Here is a 20,781-nt window from a genome sequence, read left to right on the forward strand (position 1 = left end):
CATGGGTCTGCAAATCGGTTTTGTTGCGCTGCTGTTACTGGTCATTGCCTTGGCCGGCTCGACGTTTCGCATCCTGCGCGAGTACGAACGCGGCGTGGTGTTCCAGCTCGGACGCTTTTGGCAGGTCAAAGGCCCCGGTCTGATCCTGCTGATTCCGGTGGTCCAGCAAATGGTCCGGGTCGATCTGCGCACGGTGGTGCTCGACGTGCCGCCGCAGGACGTGATCACCCGCGACAACGTCTCGGTCAAGGTCAACGCCGTGCTGTATTTCCGCGTGCTCGACCCACAGAAAGCGATTATTCAGGTTGAGGATTATCTTTCTGCCACCAGCCAACTGGCGCAAACCACCCTGCGCGCGGTGCTCGGCAAGCATGAACTGGATGAGCTGCTGGCCGAGCGCGAGCAGTTGAACATCGACATTCAGCAGGTGCTCGATGCTCAAACCGATGCCTGGGGCATCAAGGTCGCCAACGTCGAGATCAAGCACGTCGACCTCAACGAGTCGATGGTGCGCGCCATCGCCAAACAGGCAGAAGCCGAACGCGAGCGGCGCGCCAAAGTGATTCACGCCGAAGGCGAATTGCAGGCCTCGGAAAAACTCATGCAAGCAGCGGAAATGCTCGGTCGCCAGCCCGGGGCAATGCAGTTGCGCTATATGCAGACCTTGAGTTCGATTGCCGGGGACAAGAGTTCGACGATTGTCTTTCCGTTGCCGATTGAATTGCTCAAGGGCATGGCGGATTTGTCCGGCAAGTCCTGAAGAGCAAAAGATCGCAGCCTGCGGCAGCTCCTACAGGGGATCACATTTCAATGTAGGAGCTGCCGAAGGCTGCGATCTTTTGAATGCCGCGCAATTCTTCCAGGGCTTCAAATGGTGCTAGCGCAAAAGTGCGCACACGTTCCTGCAACAGCGCCGAAGCCTCGCGGCGTTTGTCTTCACCATCGGCAAAAAACACTTGCGAAGGCTGTTTCGCATGCTGCGCGGCAGCGGCAAACACCTGCTGAGTCTGCACATCATTCAATCGAAAGAACCGCGCCAAGCGCCCAGCCATCGCATCGGGCAACTCGCTGTAATTCACCGCCAAACCGCCGGAACCACGGCAATGCAGCCACCCCGCCTCAAGCAAGCGCCCCAAACGCCGCGCGATAAAATCTTCACGTCCTTCAAACGGCAAACCATCCTCCAACACGCAATCACCGAGCATTCCCGGCACCATGTGCATACCCGGCCGACGCAAGTGAGACACGGCAATTTCTAGCGGATCACGATAGAGAAACAGCCACGGCGTGTCCGGGAAACACGTCTGCAACAGCGGCCACTCACCGATGTTCCAGGCATCGAGTTTGACCACTAAACGCTGTTCAATACCGCGCCGGCGCTGACCATAAGCCGAGAGCAATCCAGTGATCACCGCCCGGCGTTCGATGGCAGGCAACTCGTTGCGCAACAGTGCGTCCAGCGGTGGCGGTTCGGACACCACGATGTGATCGTCAAGCTGCGCGAGCATCTGACTGATCAACGTCGAGCCACAGCGCGAGGCGTGCAGAATAAAAGCGCTTGGTGCGAGGCCGGGGCTTTGCGCTTGCCATTCGGTCAGCGCCGACAGCGGCGTCTGCCGTCGAAACGCCTGATTGAAGGGCAGCCGCAGTGCATCGTCCACCGCCTCACGGAAAAACGGCTGATGCAGCGGTGTCTCACCGAACCAGCACCAATCCACCCGCCACTGCCCGTCGACCGGCCAGACACGAATGGGCAGCCAACCGTCGAAACTCAACCGCTCCATTGTTCGTTCCATTGCCGCCGACCATTGCGCATCGCGGTACGCAGTTCTTCGCGAGAAAATACCAAGCCGCGTTCCGCCGCGAGTTCCAGCGTTCGGGCGATAAACACCTCAGGGTCATGCAGCGTGCGCAAGGCCAATGACAGCGAGTCATCCTCAGTCACCAGCCTTTGAAAGCGCTGCAAGTCGGTATCGGCCAAACCCGGCGCTGGTGTGTCGGGCAATCCTTCGACGATCATCTGCTCAAGCCAGGCATCGGGTTTGCAATCGATAACCAGATGAATACGCGCAGAGGTATCGCGGTTATCCACTCGGTGCGGACGGGCGAGATCGAGAAACCAGCATTCCCCTGCGGCCATCGGCACGCGTTGGCCGTCGAGCCAGAAGTCGACATTGGGCGGACTGAGCAACGGAATGTGCAAACGGCGATCGGCGTCCGGGCCATTCAGATCGTAATCGCGATGTTCGTGAACGCGCGCGCCAGGGCCCAGGCGCAGCAGTCGAGCGCTGACGATATTCAGCGACAGATTGCGCAAGCCGTGGCGCCAGCGCTCATCACGCAACCACGGTTCGCGTAGCAACGGCTCACCGCGACCGGGCGACAGTTCGGTCAACGCATCGGCTGCCGAAATCAGCGCGACGCCACTCCAGTCACCCGAGAAATACTCGGTGTTGAAGTGACTGCGCCAGACGTCGTCGGCAATCGCCGCCAGCGCTTGCAGCAACCGCGGCAAATCCACCGTTACCGGTAAACGCGAGAACGCCGGCCGGCTCATGTCCTGGGCAACACCGCGCACTCGCCGAGCCAGGTCAGCAATCGATCAAGGCAGGCTTCGACCGTTTGCGCACCGGTGTCGAGCACCAGCGACGGTTGCGCCGGCGGCTCGTAGGGCGCGGAAACGCCGGTAAACCCGGGCAGGTCGCCGCGTCGGGCGCGGGCGTAATGCCCTTTCGGATCACGCTGCTCGCACACCGCCAGTGACGCGTTGCACCAGACTTCGCGATAGTCGTCCCCCAAGCGTTGCGCAAACACCTCACGCAGCTCGGCCAACGGCGCAATCATCGCCAGAATCACGATTTGCCCGTTGTCCACCAGCAGCGCCGCGAGTTCGCTGGCGCGGCGAATGTTTTCCTGGCGATCGGCATCGCTAAAGCCCAAATCCCGGTTGAGTCCGGTACGCAAACTGTCGCCATCGAGCACCACACTTTGCCAACCATCCCCGAACAGCGTGGCCTGCAGCGCTTGCGCCAATGTCGACTTGCCTGCCGCCGGCAAACCGGTCAGGAGGATCGCCGCACCCCGATGACCATTGCGGGCCTCGCGTTGCGTGCGGCTGATGCTGGCGCTGGGCGCCAGCACATCACTGCGCTGGGGCATGCGCCACCACCGGCACCGAAATGTCCCCCGCCGCCCATGCCGATTCACGGTTGGCCAGCGCGGTGGCGATCGACTGCACTTCGGTCGACTGCACCTGATCCGGCAACGGATCGAGGCCGGCGCTGGCGAAGATCTGGCCGTAGGCATTGCGCAGATCGGCGTACGACAGATCGCGGCGCAAGTCTGCTTGCAGGTTGTTCAGCTCGCCTTGAATAAGCTCCAGCTCACCAATCCCGGCTGCCTGATGGCGGTTGCGCAATTGACCGACGATTTGCCCGTCGATGTCCGACAGTTGTTGGTTGGTCTTGAACTGACGCATGGCTTCTTGATAGTTGGCATTCGCCACATACAACTGCGCGAGCACTGCGATCGACATCGCCTGACGGCGTGCAGTGGCCACTTCTTCGCCGGCCTTGGCGACGTTGATCGCCGCCGGAGCGGAGATCACGTTGAACAGGTTCCAGGTGACTTTCACGCCATAGTCGGCCCAGCCCTGTTCGACGAGGAAGGAGTTGCTGTCGTAGTGGCCGCCAGCAGAAAACTCAAGGCCTGGCAGCAAGCGCAACATGGCCTTGCGGGTTTCGGCGGCGCTGATGCGCGTCTGGTAATCCTGCTCGCGCAGTTCCGGGCGGCTGGTCAGGGCTTCCTGTTCGAGTTTGGCCAGATCGACCTTGAGTTGGGGAATCTGATAACCGTCATCGGTGGCCAAGGTTAAAGGGGTGCCCAGCGGCAAGTTGATCAACGTCGCCAGTTCGGTTTTCGCCAGTGACAAGGCGCGACGCTGCTCTTCCAGTTGGCGGGTCGCTTCGATCAACGAGCGCTGGTAACCGAGCGATTGCACCGGATCGCCAATGCGTTGATCGCTCAGGGTCTGGCTGTTGTCGCGGGCGGTCTGTACCCGCGCCATCAGGCTGTCGATCTGCTTGAGCAGACGTTCGGCGGCCATCGCTCGCCAATAGGCCGAGCGTACGTCCTGAACGATGGTGTTGATCACCTTGCGGCGCCGTTCCTGGACGATCAGGCGCTGATCGCCCTGCTGCTTGGCGCTGATATAGCTGACGCCGAAGTCGAGGACGTTCCAGACCATGGTCAGGTCGGCGACTTCGCGGTCACGATCCTGCGAGGTCGACGGTTCCAGAGACTGGGTGCCGGTGCGTACGCTCTGGCTGCTGGAGGCGTTGACGTTGTTGCGCCCGACATAGCCGGCGTCCAGCGCCATGCGCGGCAGCATGTCGAAACTGGCTAGGTCGAGCTGCCGCTTGGCCAGCGCCTCCTCCATTATCTTCAAGCGGCCTTCGAGGTTGTACTTCACGGCGCGGGCCATGGCCTGGTGCAGGGTCAACGGACCGCGCAGCGGTTCCTGATCCTTGTACATGCCTTGCAGATCGCTTTTGGCACGCTGTTCACTGACGCTGCGCTCAATCGGTTCACTGGTCACTGCACATCCGCTGATCGCCAGCGCCAGCAGGCTGGCGCCGAACAACTTCTGACTTCTCTTCATCCCTGGATCGCCCCTAGGTCCCGCACAGTGTTGAGTAATGGTTGGTTCAGGCCGATATTTCGCTGATGCCGACCTGTTGCAGTGCTGCCGCCAGGTTGTCGACCCGGTGCTGTTCGTTGTCTTTGAGTTGTTGCAGTTGCTGGCCCAGCGTCGGCGCGCCGAATACGCCACGCAGGCCTTGCGAAACATCACCCGCCTTGAGTGACTGACTGCCGAACGCATTCAATGAATCGCGCTCGGCGGCACTGTCCTGATTGAACAGGCTCGCCAGTGTGCTGCTGCCGAACACGCCGCCGTCACCCCCGCCAAAACCGAGGAAGCCGTGACCGGATCCATCAGCGCCGCTGTCGCTGCTGCTGAACACTTGCGCGATGTAACTGCGGCTGAGGGCACCGTGATTGATGAAAATATCGCCCAGCGGACGGATGCCATTGCCGATCACCCGTTGCTCGAACAGCGGCGCGAAGGTCAGCGGGGAGCCGAGGTCGCCGGACGGCGCGGTGAAGATGATCGGTTGCAGCGGCAAGCTTGGTGGCGGTGGAGGTACCACCGGGTCGCTGCTGCGAATCAGTGGATCGGGAATAACCACACTGGTTGGCGTAGTGGGCGGCGTTGGTGGAACGACTGGCGGCACAGTGTTGATCGCATAATTGTTCGAGCTGCTGATGCCGCTGCCACTGTTGCCGGACAGATCACTGACCCCGGCGCTGTTGACGCTGATGGCATTGCTGGCGCTGTTGACGTTGGCATTCGGCGTCAGGGTCGCGGTCCAGGTTTTGCCGCCGTCGCTGCTGCTCAAGTTGGACAAAGTACCGTTGCCGACATTGATGTCCGCCAGATCAAAACCGCTGACCGCCTCATTGAAGGTGATGGTCACCTGCGAGGTCTGTCCGAGACCGAGATTCGGATTGGCAATCACCACCGTCGCCGTTGGCCGTTCGCTGTCGAGTGCGTAGTTGTTCGACACCGCCACCGTGCTGCCGACGTTACCGGCCAGGTCCGTGACGTTGCTGGCGTCCAGCGCGATGAAGTTGCTCGGATCGCTGACATTGGCCGTCGGCGTGAACGTCGCGGTCCAGGTCTTGCCGCCATCGCTGCTGCTCAGGTTGCTCAGATCACCGTTGGTCACACTCAGATCGGACAAATCGAAATTGCTCACCGCCTCGCTGAAAGTGAAGGTCACCGTGGTGGTCTGGCCGATGCCCAGATGTGGATTGGCAACCACGATGTCCACGGTTGGCCGGGTCGCATCCAGCGCGTAATTGTTGGAGATGGCGATGCTGGCGCCAAGGTTGCCGGCCAGATCCTGCACGCCGGCGGTGTCGACGATGATCAGGTTGGTCGCATCGTTGACGTTGGCGGTTGGCGTCAGCGTGGCGGTCCAGGTGACGCCGCCATCGCTGCTGGTCAGGTTCGCCAATGTGCCGTTGGCGACACTGATGTCCGACAGGTCAAAACCGCTGACTGCTTCACTGAAAGTGATGGTGACCGTGGTGGTTTCACCGATGCCCAGGCGATTGTCGGCGACCACGATGGTTGCGGTCGGCAACGCCGTGTCGATGGCGAAATTGTTCGAATCGGTGGTGCCGACGCCACTGTTGCCGGAAGCGTTGGTCACGCCACTGTTGTCGAGGGTGATCAGGTTGCTGGTGTCGGTGATGTTGGCGGTCGGCGTGAACGTCGCCGTCCAGGTAATGCCGCCGTCACTAGAGGCCACATTGCTCAAGGTGCCGTTAGCGATGCTCAGGTCAGCGTTGCTGAAGCCGCTGACCGCTTCACTGAAGGTGATGGTCACCGTCGAGCTTTCGCCGGCCTTGAGCGAGGTGTCCGCAACGACGATGGTCGCCGTCGGCACTTCGGTCTGCACCGCGTAGTTGGCCGAGTTGGTGATGCCAATGCCGGCATTGCCCGCCAGATCGCTGAGGCCTGCGTTGTTCAGCACGATCAGGTTGGTGGCATCGCTGAGGCCAATGGTCGGGGTAAACGTGGCGGTCCAGGTGATGCCGCCGTCGCTCGACGAGACGTTGCTCAGCGTGCCGTTGGCAACGCTCAGGTCGGAATTGTCGAAGCCCGTGACCGCCTCGCTGAAGGTGATTGTGACGAGGGCGGTTTCGCCGGGACGCAGATCAGTGTCACTGATGACAATCGTGGCGGTCGGGCGCTGGCTATCGATCACGTAGTTGCCCGAGTCGGTGGTGCCGCTGCCGGAGTTGCCCGCCACGTCAGTGATGCCGGTGTTGTCCAGGGTGATGATGTTGCTGGTGTCGGTGATGCCCGCCGACGGCGTAAACGTCGCCGTGTAGGTGATGTTGTCCGACGTGCTCAATCCGGAGAGCGTGCCGTTGGCCACGGTCAGATCGGCCAGAGTCAAACCGCTCACCGCCTCGCTGAAAGTGATAGTCACAGTGGTGGTCTGGCCGACGCCCAATGCCGAATCGGCAAGGGCAATGGTTGCGGTGGGGCGCTGGGTATCGATGGCGTAGTTATTGGAATTGGTGGTGCCATTGCCCGCGTTGCCGGAGGCGTTTTGCACGCCGCTGTTGTCGAGGCTGATCAGGTTGGAGGCGTCGGTGATGTTGCTGGTTGGCGTGAAGGTCGCCGTCCAGGTGATACCGCCATCGCTGCTGCTCACTGCGCTGAGCGTGCCGTTGGCAATCGTCAGGTCGGCGTTGTTGAAACCGCTCACGGCTTCGCTGAAGGTGATGGTCACCAGCGACGTTTCGCCGATGGTCAGGCTGTTGTCCGCGACGACGATGGTGGCGGTCGGTGCCACGGTGTTGATGGTGAAGTTGCCCGAGTTGGTCGTGCCCGTGCCGGCGTTGCCGGCCAGGTCAGCGATCCCGGTGTTGGCCAGGGTGATGATATTGCTGGTGTCGTTGACCCCCACGGTCGGCGTGAACGTCGCTGTCCAGGTGATGCCGCCGTCGCTGCTGCTGACAGCGGTCATTGTGCCGTTGGGAATGGTCAGATCTGCGTTGGTGAACCCCGTCACGGCCTCGGAGAAGGTGATCGTCACCAACGAGGTTTCACCGGCGCTCAGAGTCGGGTCGGCGATCACGATGGTTGCAGTCGGGCGCTGGCTGTCGATCACGTAGTTGCCCGAGTCGCTGGTGCCGCTGCCGGAGTTGCCCGCCACGTCAGTGATGCCGGTGTTGTCCAGGGTGATGATGTTGCTGGTGTCGGTGATGCCCGTCGACGGCGTAAACGTCGCCGTATAGGTGATGTTGTCCGATGTGCTCAATCCGGAGAGCGTGCCGTTGGCCACGGTCAGATCGGCCAGAGTCAAACCGCTCACCGCCTCGCTGAAAGTGATGGTCACGGTGGTGGTCTGGCCGACGCCCAGCGCTGAATCGGCAAGTGCAATGGTTGCCGTTGGGCGTTGGGTGTCGATGGCGTAGTTGTTGGAGTTGGTGGTGCCATTGCCCGCGTTGCCGGAAGCGTTTTGCACACCACTGTTGTCGAGGGTGACCAGGTTGCTCGCGTCAGTGATGTTGCTGGTCGGGGTGAAAGTCGCCGTCCAGGTGATGCCGCCGTCGGCACTGGAGACATTGGTCAGCGTACCGTTGGCAATCGTCAGGTCGGCATTGTTGAAACCGGTAACGGCTTCGCTGAAGGTGATGGTCACCAGCGACGTTTCACCAATCGTCAGGCTGTTGTCAGCGACGACGATGGTCGCGGTCGGTGCCACAGTGTTGATGGTGAAGTTGCCCGAGTTGGTCGTGCCCGTGCCAGCGTTCCCGGCCAGGTCAGCGATACCGGTGTTGGCAAGGGTGATGATGTTGCTGGTGTCGTTGATCCCCACGGTCGGCGTGAACGTCGCCGTCCAGGTGATGCCGCCATCCGCGCTGCTGACTGCCGTGAGCGTGCCGTTGGGGACGGTCAGGTCGGCGTTGGTGAAACCGCTGATCGCTTCGCTGAAGGTGATGGTCACCAGCGAAGTTTCACCGGCGCTAAGGGCAGGATCGGCCATGACGATGGTCGCGGTCGGACGCTGGGTGTCGATGCTGTAGTTGTTCGAATCGGTGGTGCCGCTGCCAGCGTTGCCAGCCAGGTCGGCCACGCCGGTGTTGTCCAGCGTCACCAGATTGGTGGCATCGGTGATGTTCGCGCTCGGCGTAAACGTCGCCGTCCAGGTAATCCCGCCGTCCGCACTGCTGACCGCCGTCAGGGTGCCGTTGGCGATGGTCAGGTCGGCGTTGGTGAAACCGCTCACCGCTTCGCTGAAGGTGATGGTCACCAGCGAGGTATCGCCGATCTTCAAGGTGTTTTGCGCGAACACTACGGTGGCGGTCGGCCGCACGGTGTCGATCGCGTAATTGTTCGAGTCGGTGGTGCCAGTGCCGGCGTTGCCCGCCAGATCCGCGACCCCGCTGTTATTCAGGGTGATCAGGTTGGTGGCGTCGGTGATGCTGCTGGTCGGCGTGAAAGTCGCCGTCCAGGTGATGCCGCCATCAGCGCTGCTGACTGCGCTCAGCGTACCGTTGGCAATGCTCAGATCGGCGTTGGTGAAGCCGCTGACGGCCTCGTTGAAAGTGATGGTGACCAGCGAGGTTTCGCCGATTTTAAGCGCAGTGTCGGCGACCACGATGGTTGCCGTCGGTCGTACGGTGTCGATCGCGTAGTTGTTGGAGTTGGTGCTGCCAGTGCCGGCGTTGCCGGACAGGTCATTGACCCCGGTATTGTCCAGAGTGATCAGGTTGGTGGTGTCGGTGACGCTCGTGGTTGGCGTCAGCGTGGCGGTCCAGGTGATGCCGCCGTCGCTGCTGCTCAGTCCGGTCAAGGTGCCGTTGGCCACCGTCAGGTCGGCGGCGGTGAAGCCGCTCACCGCTTCGCTGAAGGTGATGGTCACCACAGAGGTTTCGCCTGCCGCCAGATTGGTGTCGGCAACGACAATGGTCGCTGTCGGTCGCACGGTGTCGACCACATAATTGGCCGAATCGGTGGTGCCGCTGCCGGCGTTGCCGGCCAGATCCGCCACGCCTGTGTTGTCCAGGGTAATCAGGCTGGTGGCATCGTTGATGCTGCTGGTCGGCGTAAAGGTCGCCGTCCAGGTGATGCCGCCGTCAGCACTGGACACGTTGGTCAGCGTGCCATTGGCAATCGTCAGGTCGGCGTTGGTGAAACCGGATACCGCTTCGCTGAAGGTGATGGTCACCAGAGATGTATCGCCAATTTTCAGCGCGGTGTCGGCCATGACGATGGTCGCGGTCGGGCGCTGAGTATCGATCGCGTAATTGTTCGAGTTGGTGGTGCCAACACCGGCCACGCTGTCGGACACTGCCGCCACCCCGGTGTTGTCGAGAATGATGAGGTTAGTGGTGTCGGTGATGTTGTTGGTCGGCGTGAAGGTCGCCGTCCAGGTAATGCCGCCGTCGGCGCTGGAAACACTGGTCAGCGTGCCGTTGGCAATGGTCAGGTCGGCGTTGGTGAAACCGCTGACCGCACGACTGAAGGTGATGGTCACCAGCGAGGTTTCGCCGATTCTCAGCGCGGTATCGGCGACCACGACGGTGGCGGTGGGTGGTTCCACGTAAGCGGTGTTGAGCGTACCGCCGTTGTTGTAGATCCCCACCAGTGCGCTCGGCGTCGTGCCGGTCGAACCACCGTTGGAAAGCCCACCGCCACCGCTGGCGGCGCCGTTGCCGCTGATCGCGGCAAAGTTGCTCGCGGTGATCAGCACCACGCCGCCGTTGTTCCAGATCGCCCCGACGCCGCGACCGCCGGCACCGCCATCGGCACCGTTGCTGCCGACCCCACCGCCACCACCACCGCCGCCACCGGCAGCAATGTTGTTGCTGATGACCGAGGTGCCGATGACTTTCAGGGTGCCGCTCGAAGCGTTGTAGATACCGCCCGCCGCATTGCCGCCAACACCGCCGACTTTGTCCCAACCGGAACCGCCACCGCCGCCGCCAATCGACAGGCTGCCGTTGCTCGCCGAACCACCATTGCCACCATGACTATAACCGGCACCGGCGCTGCCACCATTGCCGCCCACACCACCGGTACTGGTACCGCCCCGGCCGCCCATGTCGGTCGGGCTGTAACCACCACCATAACCGCCGGCATTGGCACTGCCTGCGCCCCCGGCATAAGTGCCGGTGGCCGGGCCGGAAGAACCGCCATGACCACCGGTCTGGCCACCGATGCCCGCGCCACCGCCACCGCCACCACCGACATAACCGCCGGTCACACCCCCGCCACCGCCACCGCCGGAAGCGGCGTTCGCGGTCACAGTGACGTTGTTCAGGGTCAGAATGCCGGCGTTGAAAATGCCGCCGCCCATGGCGCCCGCCGCCGCCGAGCCGCCGTTACCGCCGTTGCCGGCGACCAGGCCTTTGGTGATTACCAGGCCGTCGAGGGTCACGGTGCTGCCGGAGGTGACTTCCACCACGCGGGTTTTGTATTGGCCATCGAGGGTCACGTCGGCCACGCCGTCGTTGTTCAGGTCGCCATCGACGGTGATGTTCTTGTTGATCAGCAGCTCCGAAGTGAGCTGAACGGTCATGCCCGAACTGAACGTGACAATGTCGCCGTTCTGCGCCGAAGCCAGCGCCGCGCGCAGCGAGCCGACACCCGAGTTGAGGTTGTTGGTCGCCGTCCAGGTGGCCAGGCCCCACTGGTACTCGCTCATGGCTTTGCTCGAGAGCACGTTGGCGCTTTCGATGGTGCCGGTGGCGATCTCCAGATCCCAGTCGCCACCTACGCCTGTGCGGTTGTTCGAAGCCGCTACATCACGTCCGGTCAGTTGCGCCAGCGAGTCGACAAAACTCAAGCCACGATCACCTTCAGCGGTGTAGCAGCCGTAAATCAGGATGTCGCCACCGGCGTTCATGTCCTTGCCGATTTCCGCGAGAACCGCGCTGCGCTGGGCGACGTTGTCTGCCGAGAGATAACTGTTGCCCAGCCACAAATCACCGGCATTGCCGTGGGCAATGATCTGCACCGAGCTGACGCCGTGATGCTGATCAAGGAAGTCGGCGATCTGTTGCAAACCATCCTTGCTGGCGTCGAGTTTCACCACTTGCGTGCCGGGAGCAATGCCTTGCAGCAGGCTGTCGGCGTCCTTCACCCGCGAATCGACGAACACCACACTCTGTCCGGGCACCGCGACCGGGCTGGCCGCCGGCGTGGCATCAGCCTGGCCGTGGGTGTCTTTGCTCGCTACGGGATGATCGGCTGCCGGCGCCTTGGCCGCATCGGCAGCGGTGGGTGCATGGCTGTCGGCTTGCGCAGCGGTATCGGCCACGGTGGCGGCCACCGCGCCGTCGAACAGCATGCGCGGCTCCAGCGACATGATCATCGGCGAGGCCAGCGAACGCTGACCTGCGGTTGCCCGAGACCTGACTTTTGCACCGCCAAAAATGCTCCACCACATGTTGCTCACCCGAACTCGAACGAAGGTACGTAAGGCATCAATGAAAAACGCCGCGATCAACTGATCGCGGCGTCGGACTTCATACGAATGACATTGGCGGCGCTGGCTGAGCCATCGAGCCAAAAGGACAAATCAGCGTATTGCTTGAACAGGTCGGGCGGCAGAATGGTGCGCCGTGACTGCAAGGCCACTTTCGGTTTGACCTTGTGCAGGCCAGCCAGGCCAAGGCCTTGGTCGAACTCCGGCGCGTCATAGGCCAGATGTTCGAAATCGTGCTCGAACCAGGGCTCGCCAATGAACTCGTAGACCAGCCGCAACACGCGCTCCGGCGCCTGGGTCAACAAGTCGTAATCGATGATCAGCAGTGAGTCCGCGTGTTCGCCGTAATAGGCTTCCTTGAGCGCCGCCCAGGCAAAACCCACCAAGCGATTGCGCTGAGCCAGGGTTTCGCAACGGCTGTACACCGTGTTGCGCTCCACGGCATCGCCAAACAGTTTGGTGTTTTCAAAGGGATTGGCGCGGTACAGCCGTTCGAGACTGTCCATCACCCAGGCGACGTTGCGCACGCAGGCGATGACTTTGGCGTGAGGAAACAGGTCGTTGAGTGCCGGCAGACGCGAGCTCCACTGCCGGTTGGTATCGAACACCACCGGTTTGTCGGCCTTGTCGGCATAGTAGGAGTCGAACAGACCGCGCAACAGGCGACGGCGCATGTCGGTGTCGATCACCGCACCGTACTCGCTGCCGGCGCTGCATTGCTCGAGGACACTTGAGAACAGCGATCCGACCGGGCTGGTCATGCCGGCGTGAAAGCGCGGGTTCTGCAGAAGAATCGCAGAAAGCAGGGTGGAGCCTGAGCGCGGCAAGCCGGAGATAAAGTGGAACTGCTGCAATCCCTTCACCCTGATTTAAAGTCCCTTTGTCTGACAGAGCGTAGTCCAACAACCACCCTGCGACTAGTAGTGTTTTGATATCAACCAAGAGCAAAAAGAACTAATCAGTTAATTTTTAATCGCGAATTAGAAGGTGAAACGTTTTAGTCTGACCCGCACCTATTTGGCTGCAGATTGCGGCGTGATCAACCGCGCTTGCGCCCCACCCGCATGGACTTGCGCACTGATCTGCCAAGTGGCGGGCAACGGTGCAAACTCTGCCGGGTCATCCTGAGTACCGACCAGCCATATGCGGGCATTGCCGGAAAGGTCGGCAAGGCTGTCGAGGTAGACATCGGGACTGACCAGCGTCCCGAAACCATATTGATTCGGCCGCGTCGAACGGCCGTCCGCAGCGGGCGGCGTGTACAGCCGCACCTGTGCGCCGGTGCGATCGTAGTAGACGTAACTCAAGTACCAGAGCATGTCGCTGGTGATGATGCGATCACCAGGCTGGAAATGCTGATTGACGTAGTTCACCACGCGATCGAACTGATCGTTGCTGTCGACCGTGGCATTGTTTTTCAGGCCAACCATTTCCACCCCGAGCAACGACACCAGCACCGCTAACGCGAAGACCCGCACGCGACTGTACAAACGGTCGATGGCCAGTGCTGTCAGCAGCGGCAAACCCAGGGCATAAGCGGTCAGATAGCGCTCGATGAATACCGGTGTGATGAACGACACTGCAAACACCAGCAACAGCGGTAAGCCGGTGTACAACGCCAGCAGGACGCTGCCGCGCGACACGCTGCGATCACGAATGACCGCCACCGCCGCCAGCAGCAGCAACGCCAGCGGCAATGCGCCGAACACCAGCAACGGCAAGTGTTCGCCGTCATCCTGGATCAACCATGTCCAGATCATCGACGGCAACGACGCCAGCGTCACCGGGTCCTCCCAGCCGACATCGCCACCGACCTTGAGCTGCTCCATGTGCTGCGTCAGATCGAGCAAGTTGGGTAGCCACGGCAAGTACAGCGCCGCGATGCCCAGATTCGCCAGCCACCAGACCGGGCGCTGGATATGTCGCAAGCGATAGCCGCGCTGAAACCGGATCACCGTCAGATAAATCCAGTGACACAGCGCCGCCAGCACCGCGAAGTAATGTGTGTAGAGCGCCGCCGTCATCAACAGCGCATAAATCACCAGATAGCGATGACGCTGCGGCCGGCGGATCCAGTAGACCAGCGCCAGCGTCGCGGCGATCAACAACAGGCCGAGCAGCGAATACATGCGCACTTCCTGGCTGTAGCGCACCGCCGTCGGCAACAGCGCCAACAGCAGCCCGGCGAGGATCGCCGCGCGGCGCGTGGCCAGGCGATCCACCAGCCAGATGCCCATTCCGACCGCGGCAATACCGGTCAGAGCGCTGAGACAGCGGATGGCAAAAATGCCGTCGCCGAACAGTTCGATCCAGCCATGCAGCAGCATGAAGTACAGCGGCGGGTGCACATCGAATGCGGCGTGGCGCCAGATATCGGCCAACGAATAGCGCGCCAGCAACAGGCTGGAACCTTCATCACCCCAAATCGCCGCAGCGGTCAGATCGTAAAAACGCACAGCGGCGGCCAACAGCAGGATCGGCAGCAGCCAGTGTTCCCTGGCCCAGCGGATCAAGCGCAAGCGGGCAAACCACGACCCCGGTGTCGCATGCGGATCCTGTGTGTCGCCCACCGGTGTCACTCTGTTGACCGCCATCGCTTCCTCTTGCCGTGCCACGACACCACGCCTGTATGAGCCAGAACCTGCCAGTCACTCTAGGTCAGGCGCAGGAGAACCGTCGATGCCGATTTGCGACTTCACGACATCCGGCAACCTTGCCAATCCGGGTCTACGCTCTGGCGTGGCGTGACCTGGCCACGGAGTGCCAAGGCAATAGCATCAGCCTGATCCCACTAGCGGCCCGCCGACAACCAATCAGAAGGATAAGGACTTTATGGACGTTTACATGGGCACTGTTCTGACGTTTGCCTTCAACTACGCGCCCAGCGGCTGGGCCTTGTGCAACGGTCAGATCATCGGCATCAACCAGAACCAGGCGCTGTTTGCATTGCTGGGCACCACCTACGGCGGCAACGGCACCGTCAATTTCGGCCTGCCCAACCTGCAGAGCCGCATGCCGATCTGCCAAGGCAATGGCGGGGGCCTGACGCCGAGAGTCATGGGAGAAATCTCCGGCGCCGAACAAGTCACCGCCACCCTCAACAACCTGCCGAATCACACCCACACCCTCGCCGGCCTCACCGCCACCACCACCGTGCAACTGGCCAACCCGGCCAGCAATCCGGCGGGCGCGCCGACCGCGACCAACGCCTACATTGGTGCTTCGGGGACCGGACCAGGTCTGGCGAATATCTTTTCCGATGCTCAGGGCGCATCACCCGTTCCGCTCAAAGGCGCGGCCACCACTATCAGCGGCACGATCTCGCCAACCGGCAACGGCTTGCCGCTGCCCATCATGAACCCGTATCTGGTGCTCAACTTCAGCATCGCGCTGAACGGCATTTTCCCTTCGCGTAACTGATCGACCACCGGGGGATCCCCCTCCCCCGGCTCCCCACTTTGCCGGAGCGAGACCATGCTGCAATCGGTTCAAAGCCAACATTTCCAGGCCCTTCTCGGGCGGATCGGCACCCTGTATCTGCCCGATGGCAGCGCATTGCAAATCCATATCGGCGAACTCGCAGAGAAACCGCTGGCGCAAATGCGTTACAGCGAGCGCATGCCATTCAGCGTCGAATTGAGCAGCCTGGAAGCGACTGAATTCGTCGATGGTTTATGTGCACTGGAGTTGCCTGAACTGGGGCGAGTGGACGGCATCTTCGTGTCGCGGGTACCACCGATGGGGCGGCCGCCAGAGCTGGCTTACTTCCACATCACCTTCAACTGACACGGCCATCGTTACACCAACATCAAAAGCATCGCTCACCTGTAGGAGCTGCCGCAGGCTGCGATCTTTTGATCTTGAGTTTCAGTTTGAAAAAACAGGATCAAAAGATCGCAGCCCGCGGCAGCTCCTACAGGGGGTTATTGGGGGTACCAGACGAGGCGTTCGGCGGCGGGGTTGCGTTCTTCGACGGCAAAACCCAATGCCAGATAATGCCGGCGCGCGTGTGGATTGCTGGTCCAGACCACCGTCGCCACCGGGCAGCGAATCTGTTGCGCGGCTTTCTGTACACCTTGCAGCACGGCGCGGCCATAACCCTGGCCGCGCGCCTGCGGGATGAACGCCAGATACAAAACGCGAATCTCGTTGGCGCCGAAATCGGTGCTCAACGCACCGATGGCGCTGCCGAGTTTTTCCACCACGTAGTGCATGGCGTTAGGGTAGTTGTCGCCCATGCCCTGCTCCTGCACCTGAAACTGCTGGGCGACCAGTTGCTGCACCTGTTCCGGCTCGCCGTCGACCCATTGCAGATCCGGCCGCGCCGTTTGATAAAGGCTTTGCAAAAACGGCCCGTCGGTTGCCCGCGAAGGCCGTACCACCAATCCTTCTGCCGCCACTGCTGCGTTGTCCGTCATCCTGCTCTCCGTTAGAAACCGCTTTCCCTGACCCCCAGCGCCGCCATTCGGCGCCATGCCACACCGAGCAACGATTCGCCGCTGCCTTGCAAGATCACCACACCGCGCAACGGTTGCGGCGGTGTCGACGTATCGTCAAGCACGCTGAGCCGCGCGCCGTATTGCGCCTGCACCGGTTCGGCCCGCTGTTGTTGATCGCGGCGCACGGCAATCGGCCCGTGGTGATCGGAGGTCAATGCTTCCTGATCGACGTAGGCCACGCCGTTGGTGTCGATTTCATTCAGTTGCACGGCGAGTGCCGGGTGCATCGGATCATCGGCGATAAAGCGGCCACTGGCCCCGGGTTTGACTCGCCACAACTCGGCTTCCGCCAGATAGCCGCGCAGGCGCGCGCCGTCTTCGACGACCCGGGCCAGTGCATCCTTGCTCGACAACCAGCGCCCGACCGTCATGTTCGGCAGCAGATCACGCACGCTGCCGGCCTGCGGTGCGCGCAGCAGCAGGCGTTCGCGTTGCGCCGTCAGCCCGCGGTATTCGGCGACTGCTTCGGCCAGCCTTTGCTCGACAATGCCGGCATCGGCGGCGGTTTCGCTGCGACTGGCCTGACGGCGCATCAATAGCTGCTGAATCTGGATTTCCCGGCGCACGATCGCCAGTCGCGATTCGAGATCCGGCGATTCCAGTTCAATCAGCACATCGCCCTGAGCGACTTTCTGCCCGTCCGTCACGTTCACCGCTTTGACCCGCGCCGCCGTCGGCGCGTGCAGGGCACTGGCGCGCCCGGCCTCGAGCATCGTCGGCAACTCCACCGAACTGCGCCACGGCACGATCAGCACCAGCAACAGCCCGAGCAGCGCCAACGCACTGAGCAGCACGCGCGGGCCGTGCGCCTGTTCGCGGCGACTCCACCACTGGCGCCACTCACGCATGATCGGCAGAAAGATGAACCACACCAGTTCCACTAGCATCAGGAAGATCCCCAACACCTTGAAGAACAGGTGATAGACCGCCAGTGCGATCCCGAAAAACAACGCCGCACGCCATAACCATGAGCCATACCCCCAGATCAGCAAACGCCGTTGCATCTTCGGCGACCACGGCTCCGGCGCCGGTGCGCCATAGCCAAACAAAAACTCACGCAGGCGCCAGCGACAGAGGGCAAATGCGCGGCCCTGCAAATTGTCGACTTCCCAGAAATCACTGATCAGAAAATAACCATCAAAACGCATGAACGGATTGAGGTTGACCACCAGCGTGGTGATCCACGTGGCGCTGGCGAGCATGAATGCCGCCGTGCGCCCCGGCCCATCGGGCAGCAACGACCATGCGAGCAGTGCAATACACGCCAACAGCAATTCCGCCAGCACACCACCGGCACCAATCAACAATCGCGCCCGGCGATCATTGACCCGCCAGGCGTCGCTGACATCGGTATAGAACATCGGCAGCAAAACCATGAACGCCACGCCCATGCTCTGCACTCGACACCCGGCGCGCTTGGCCATGAACGCATGGCCGAATTCGTGACAGAGCTTGGCGAAGAACAACGCCACGCCAAACGCCAATGCGCCGCCGAGGCTGAACAGGTGCGGAAACGTCCCGACAAAACGCTGCCAGTCGCGCGAGACCAGAAACACACCCAACGCCAGCGTCGCCGGTAACCCGTAACGCAGCAGGCGCGGGCCGAAGCGCGCAAGCCACGGCCAGGCGCGATTGAGAAATGCGTCCGGGCGCCACAGCGGAATGCGGAAAAACAGGTATTGATGCAGGAGGATTTGCCACAGGCTTTGCTTCTGCGCCAAGGCCTTGAGGCGGTAGCTGGCGCGCTGTTGATCGTCGAGCGCACTGATCAAATCGTGTCCGCGCAGGAACTCCAGCAACTGCTCAAGCTCCGTGCCGGCCAGCGGCAAGCCCGGTTCACGATTGGCCGCGCGCAAGACTTGCTCGGCGTCGCCCAACGACCAGTGACGCAACAGACGCATCGCCGCCGCGCCCAGTTTGAAATAACGCCCGCGCACCGGATCGGCGAGGGTCCAGCGCGGCGAACCGTCCAAGGCCGGCGCCGCGGGCGACAGTTGCAGGTCGGCACGCAGGCTCGGCAGATTCATCTAGAGGCCCACGCTCTGGCGCAAACCGGCCAGTGGCCGGCGCAACAAGTACAGCGCCAGTGGCGCGCGGTCGCCGAAGATTTTCGCTGTGCCGCGCAGGCCGATGCGTGGCGGTGCCTCGGTAAAATTGGCGTCGAGCCGATAGGCCAGTTGACCGCCCGCCGTCGGCTGCGCCTCGTACGCCGAGCGTTCTAGTGTGGCGAGATGGCGCTTCAGCGGATCGCTGTCGAGAAACAACGCCACTTCGGCACCAGGCTCCAACGAGATCGCATCGCCCACCGCCAGTTCGATGCGCAGTTCGGCCTGGTTCGGATCGGCGATTTCCATCAGGCGCTCGCCGGTCTGTACCGGTTTGCCGGTCAAACGCTCGGCGTCGGCGAACACCGCGATGCCATCGCGCTCGGCGCGCACTTCGCTGCGTTTGAGCAGCTCGCGGGCGTAGTCACGCTCGGCGCGTTTTTGCTCAGCGCGAGCGGCAAGCAAGTCGACTTTTGCGCTCGACTCGGCATCGGCAAACGAGCGCTGGGAATTGGATTTCAGTTCAGCTTCGGCCACACCCAACGCACGCTCAGCGACATCGGCCTGCGCCTTGAGCGTGGTGCTTTCGAAACGCACCAGCACATCGCCGGTTTTCACCGTTTGATTGGGTTTGACCAGAAACTCGGCGATCACTCCGTCCAGCGGCGCCGCCACCACGCGGCCACCCAGCGGCACCACTTCGGCCGGGGCCAGCACCGATTGACGCACCGGAAGCAACAGCCCGAGCAACAGCACCGCGAGCAACGCCACCTGACGCTTGCGGGTCCAGCGCAGCCGCCACGGTTTGCGCGGTTGCAGCGCCAGCCAAGCGTGGCTGTAGGTGTCACCGAGTTGCGACAGCAAGACTTGTTCGGAAGGATTCCACGGCACATCGCGCGCCAGCCACAAGCCGCCGAACACCTGCGCGTCGCGATCAACCAGCGGTAACCAGAACACCTGCGCAGCGGACAGACTGCGCCAGTCGGCCTGGATCGATTCGCTGAGCAGTTCCGGCGCGATCACCCGCGCTTGCTTCAGCACATCCTGCTTGAACAACTGCGCCACGGCCTGCTCGACGAACGCCACGAACGGCGCATTCGGCTCGACCGCACTGACGCCCGTCACGGCTTGTACCTTGCCGGCGATCAATAACGCGGCATGACGAAAGCCAAACAACGACTGGCCGTCATTGACCAGGCTGTAGGCCAGTTGCGCGGCATCACGGGCAGCGCGAGTCTGCCGTTCAAGGTCGAGAAAGCGCGCGAACACCTGTTCAGCGGCGCCGCTCACCGGCGCGTTCACTTAAGCTCCGGGAAACGCGCGGTGCCGCTCATGCCGGCGAGCAAACCTTTGGCTTCCGGAAGTGTGGCGACCAGCAACAGGGTCTGACTGCCCTCATCGATTCGCGCGCCGAGACGTTTGACCGTGGCGTCGATGGCCAGGCCGGTTTCATCGGGCACGAAGCTGAAGGTCTGGCCGGGCTTGAGTCTGGCCATCCAGCGCGACGGCACCAGCAAATGAATTTCGAGGGTGCGGTTATCGACGACATCGAGCAGCGGTGCGCCAGCCGGCACGCTTTCATAGCGCTGCACCTTGCGCTCGACTACCTGCCCGTCGAACGGCGCGACCACGCTGCAGCGCTTGACCTGCACTTGATACACCTGGGATTGCGCCTGGGTTTCGCTGACCTTGGCCTCGGCCCGCGCCACTTCGAAACGCCCGACAGAGTTGAGTGCAGCCAACTGTTTATTGTGCGCCAGCTCTTCACCGGCACCACGGCTGGCCGCCTGCGCGGCATTCAACTGCGCTTGATAGGCCGAGCAATCGAAACGGGCCAACGTATCACCCTTCTTGAACGACTCGCCCTCGCTGAACGGCAACTCGACAATCCGCCCGGAAAGCTCACTGGCCAGCGTCGCCTGATCACGCGCTCGCAATACACCCCGCGCCTCACTGCTCGCGGTAGCCGCCGCCGTCCCCGGATTATCCAGCAGCGGATCGTCTGGCCCGGGGGTTTGCGCCTGAACTGCACACGTAACTAAGGTCAATCCGATAACCCAACCGCGAAAACGCTGCATAACCGCTACTCCCTGACGGATGTGCGGAGTCTACGACAGCGGGGGTTAGCGTCAAGCGAAAGGCCATCATTGCATCGCAATC

The 20,781-nt window shown here is 62.1% G+C and carries 14 protein-coding genes; 3 read left to right on the top strand and 11 right to left on the bottom strand.

The genetic code is table 11. The annotated features are described in order from the left end of the window. Position 1: 1 nt before the first annotated feature. Positions 2-760, top strand: a complete 759-nt coding sequence (locus M5G26_RS04500; RefSeq protein WP_007917711.1) for a slipin family protein — start codon at positions 2-4, stop codon at positions 758-760. A 40-nt stretch (positions 761-800) separates the two neighbouring features. On the opposite strand, the gene M5G26_RS04505 is transcribed toward M5G26_RS04500, so the two are convergent. The 7 genes from M5G26_RS04505 to M5G26_RS04535 form a co-directional block, all read right to left on the bottom strand. After that, entirely contained in the window at positions 801-1,784 is a 984-nt protein-coding gene (locus tag M5G26_RS04505) for a sulfotransferase family protein (protein ID WP_273914551.1), read from the bottom strand. Next, on the bottom strand, positions 1,772-2,557 hold the full coding sequence (locus M5G26_RS04510; protein ID WP_273914571.1) for an aspartyl/asparaginyl beta-hydroxylase domain-containing protein: 786 nt from the start codon (positions 2,555-2,557) through the stop codon (positions 1,772-1,774). The genes M5G26_RS04505 and M5G26_RS04510 overlap by 13 nt, the downstream gene beginning before the upstream one ends. Beyond that, on the bottom strand, positions 2,554-3,159 hold the full coding sequence (gene cysC / locus M5G26_RS04515; protein ID WP_273914552.1) for an adenylyl-sulfate kinase: 606 nt from the start codon (positions 3,157-3,159) through the stop codon (positions 2,554-2,556). Before cysC ends, M5G26_RS04510 begins: the two co-directional genes overlap by 4 nt. Beyond that, complete coding sequence (locus M5G26_RS04520) at positions 3,143-4,660, bottom strand: TolC family protein (RefSeq protein ID WP_273914553.1); 1,518 nt, start codon at positions 4,658-4,660, stop codon at positions 3,143-3,145. The genes cysC and M5G26_RS04520 overlap by 17 nt, the downstream gene beginning before the upstream one ends. Before the next feature lie 46 nt (positions 4,661-4,706). Continuing rightward, on the bottom strand, positions 4,707-12,038 hold the full coding sequence (locus M5G26_RS04525; protein WP_273914554.1) for an Ig-like domain-containing protein: 7,332 nt from the start codon (positions 12,036-12,038) through the stop codon (positions 4,707-4,709). 56 nt (positions 12,039-12,094) lie between these two features. Next, positions 12,095-12,940, bottom strand: coding sequence for a sulfotransferase family protein (locus M5G26_RS04530; protein ID WP_141126862.1), 846 nt, complete (start codon positions 12,938-12,940; stop codon positions 12,095-12,097). A 150-nt stretch (positions 12,941-13,090) separates the two neighbouring features. Beyond that, on the bottom strand, positions 13,091-14,671 hold the full coding sequence (locus M5G26_RS04535; RefSeq protein WP_273914555.1) for a glycosyltransferase family 39 protein: 1,581 nt from the start codon (positions 14,669-14,671) through the stop codon (positions 13,091-13,093). Positions 14,672-14,909: 238 nt separating this feature from the next. Between M5G26_RS04535 and M5G26_RS04540 the strand changes: the two genes are divergently transcribed. Together M5G26_RS04540 and M5G26_RS04545 are read left to right on the top strand one after the other, a co-directional pair. Continuing rightward, entirely contained in the window at positions 14,910-15,497 is a 588-nt protein-coding gene (locus tag M5G26_RS04540) for a phage tail protein (protein ID WP_038367359.1), read from the top strand. A gap of 54 nt (positions 15,498-15,551) precedes the next feature. Next, positions 15,552-15,863 carry a DUF6916 family protein gene (locus M5G26_RS04545; protein WP_273914556.1) on the top strand — a complete coding sequence of 104 codons (312 nt, stop codon included), beginning with the start codon at positions 15,552-15,554 and terminating at the stop codon, positions 15,861-15,863. 137 nt (positions 15,864-16,000) lie between these two features. Here M5G26_RS04545 and M5G26_RS04550 read toward each other — a convergent pair whose 3' ends face one another. The 4 genes from M5G26_RS04550 to M5G26_RS04565 are packed head-to-tail and all read right to left on the bottom strand — an operon-like array spanning position 16,001 to position 20,699. Further along, on the bottom strand, positions 16,001-16,495 hold the full coding sequence (locus tag M5G26_RS04550) for a GNAT family N-acetyltransferase (RefSeq protein ID WP_273914557.1): 495 nt from the start codon (positions 16,493-16,495) through the stop codon (positions 16,001-16,003). 11 nt (positions 16,496-16,506) lie between these two features. Beyond that, positions 16,507-18,603, bottom strand: a complete 2,097-nt coding sequence (locus M5G26_RS04555) for a biotin/lipoyl-binding protein (RefSeq protein WP_273914558.1) — start codon at positions 18,601-18,603, stop codon at positions 16,507-16,509. Beyond that, positions 18,604-19,923 carry an efflux RND transporter periplasmic adaptor subunit gene (locus M5G26_RS04560; RefSeq protein WP_273914559.1) on the bottom strand — a complete coding sequence of 440 codons (1,320 nt, stop codon included), beginning with the start codon at positions 19,921-19,923 and terminating at the stop codon, positions 18,604-18,606. Then, entirely contained in the window at positions 19,920-20,699 is a 780-nt protein-coding gene (locus M5G26_RS04565; RefSeq protein ID WP_273914560.1) for an efflux RND transporter periplasmic adaptor subunit, read from the bottom strand. The genes M5G26_RS04560 and M5G26_RS04565 overlap by 4 nt, the downstream gene beginning before the upstream one ends. Positions 20,700-20,781: the final 82 nt, after the last annotated feature.

This window comes from Pseudomonas sp. TNT2022 ID642 (genome assembly GCF_028656995.1).
Taxonomy (GTDB): Bacteria; Pseudomonadota; Gammaproteobacteria; order Pseudomonadales; family Pseudomonadaceae; genus Aquipseudomonas.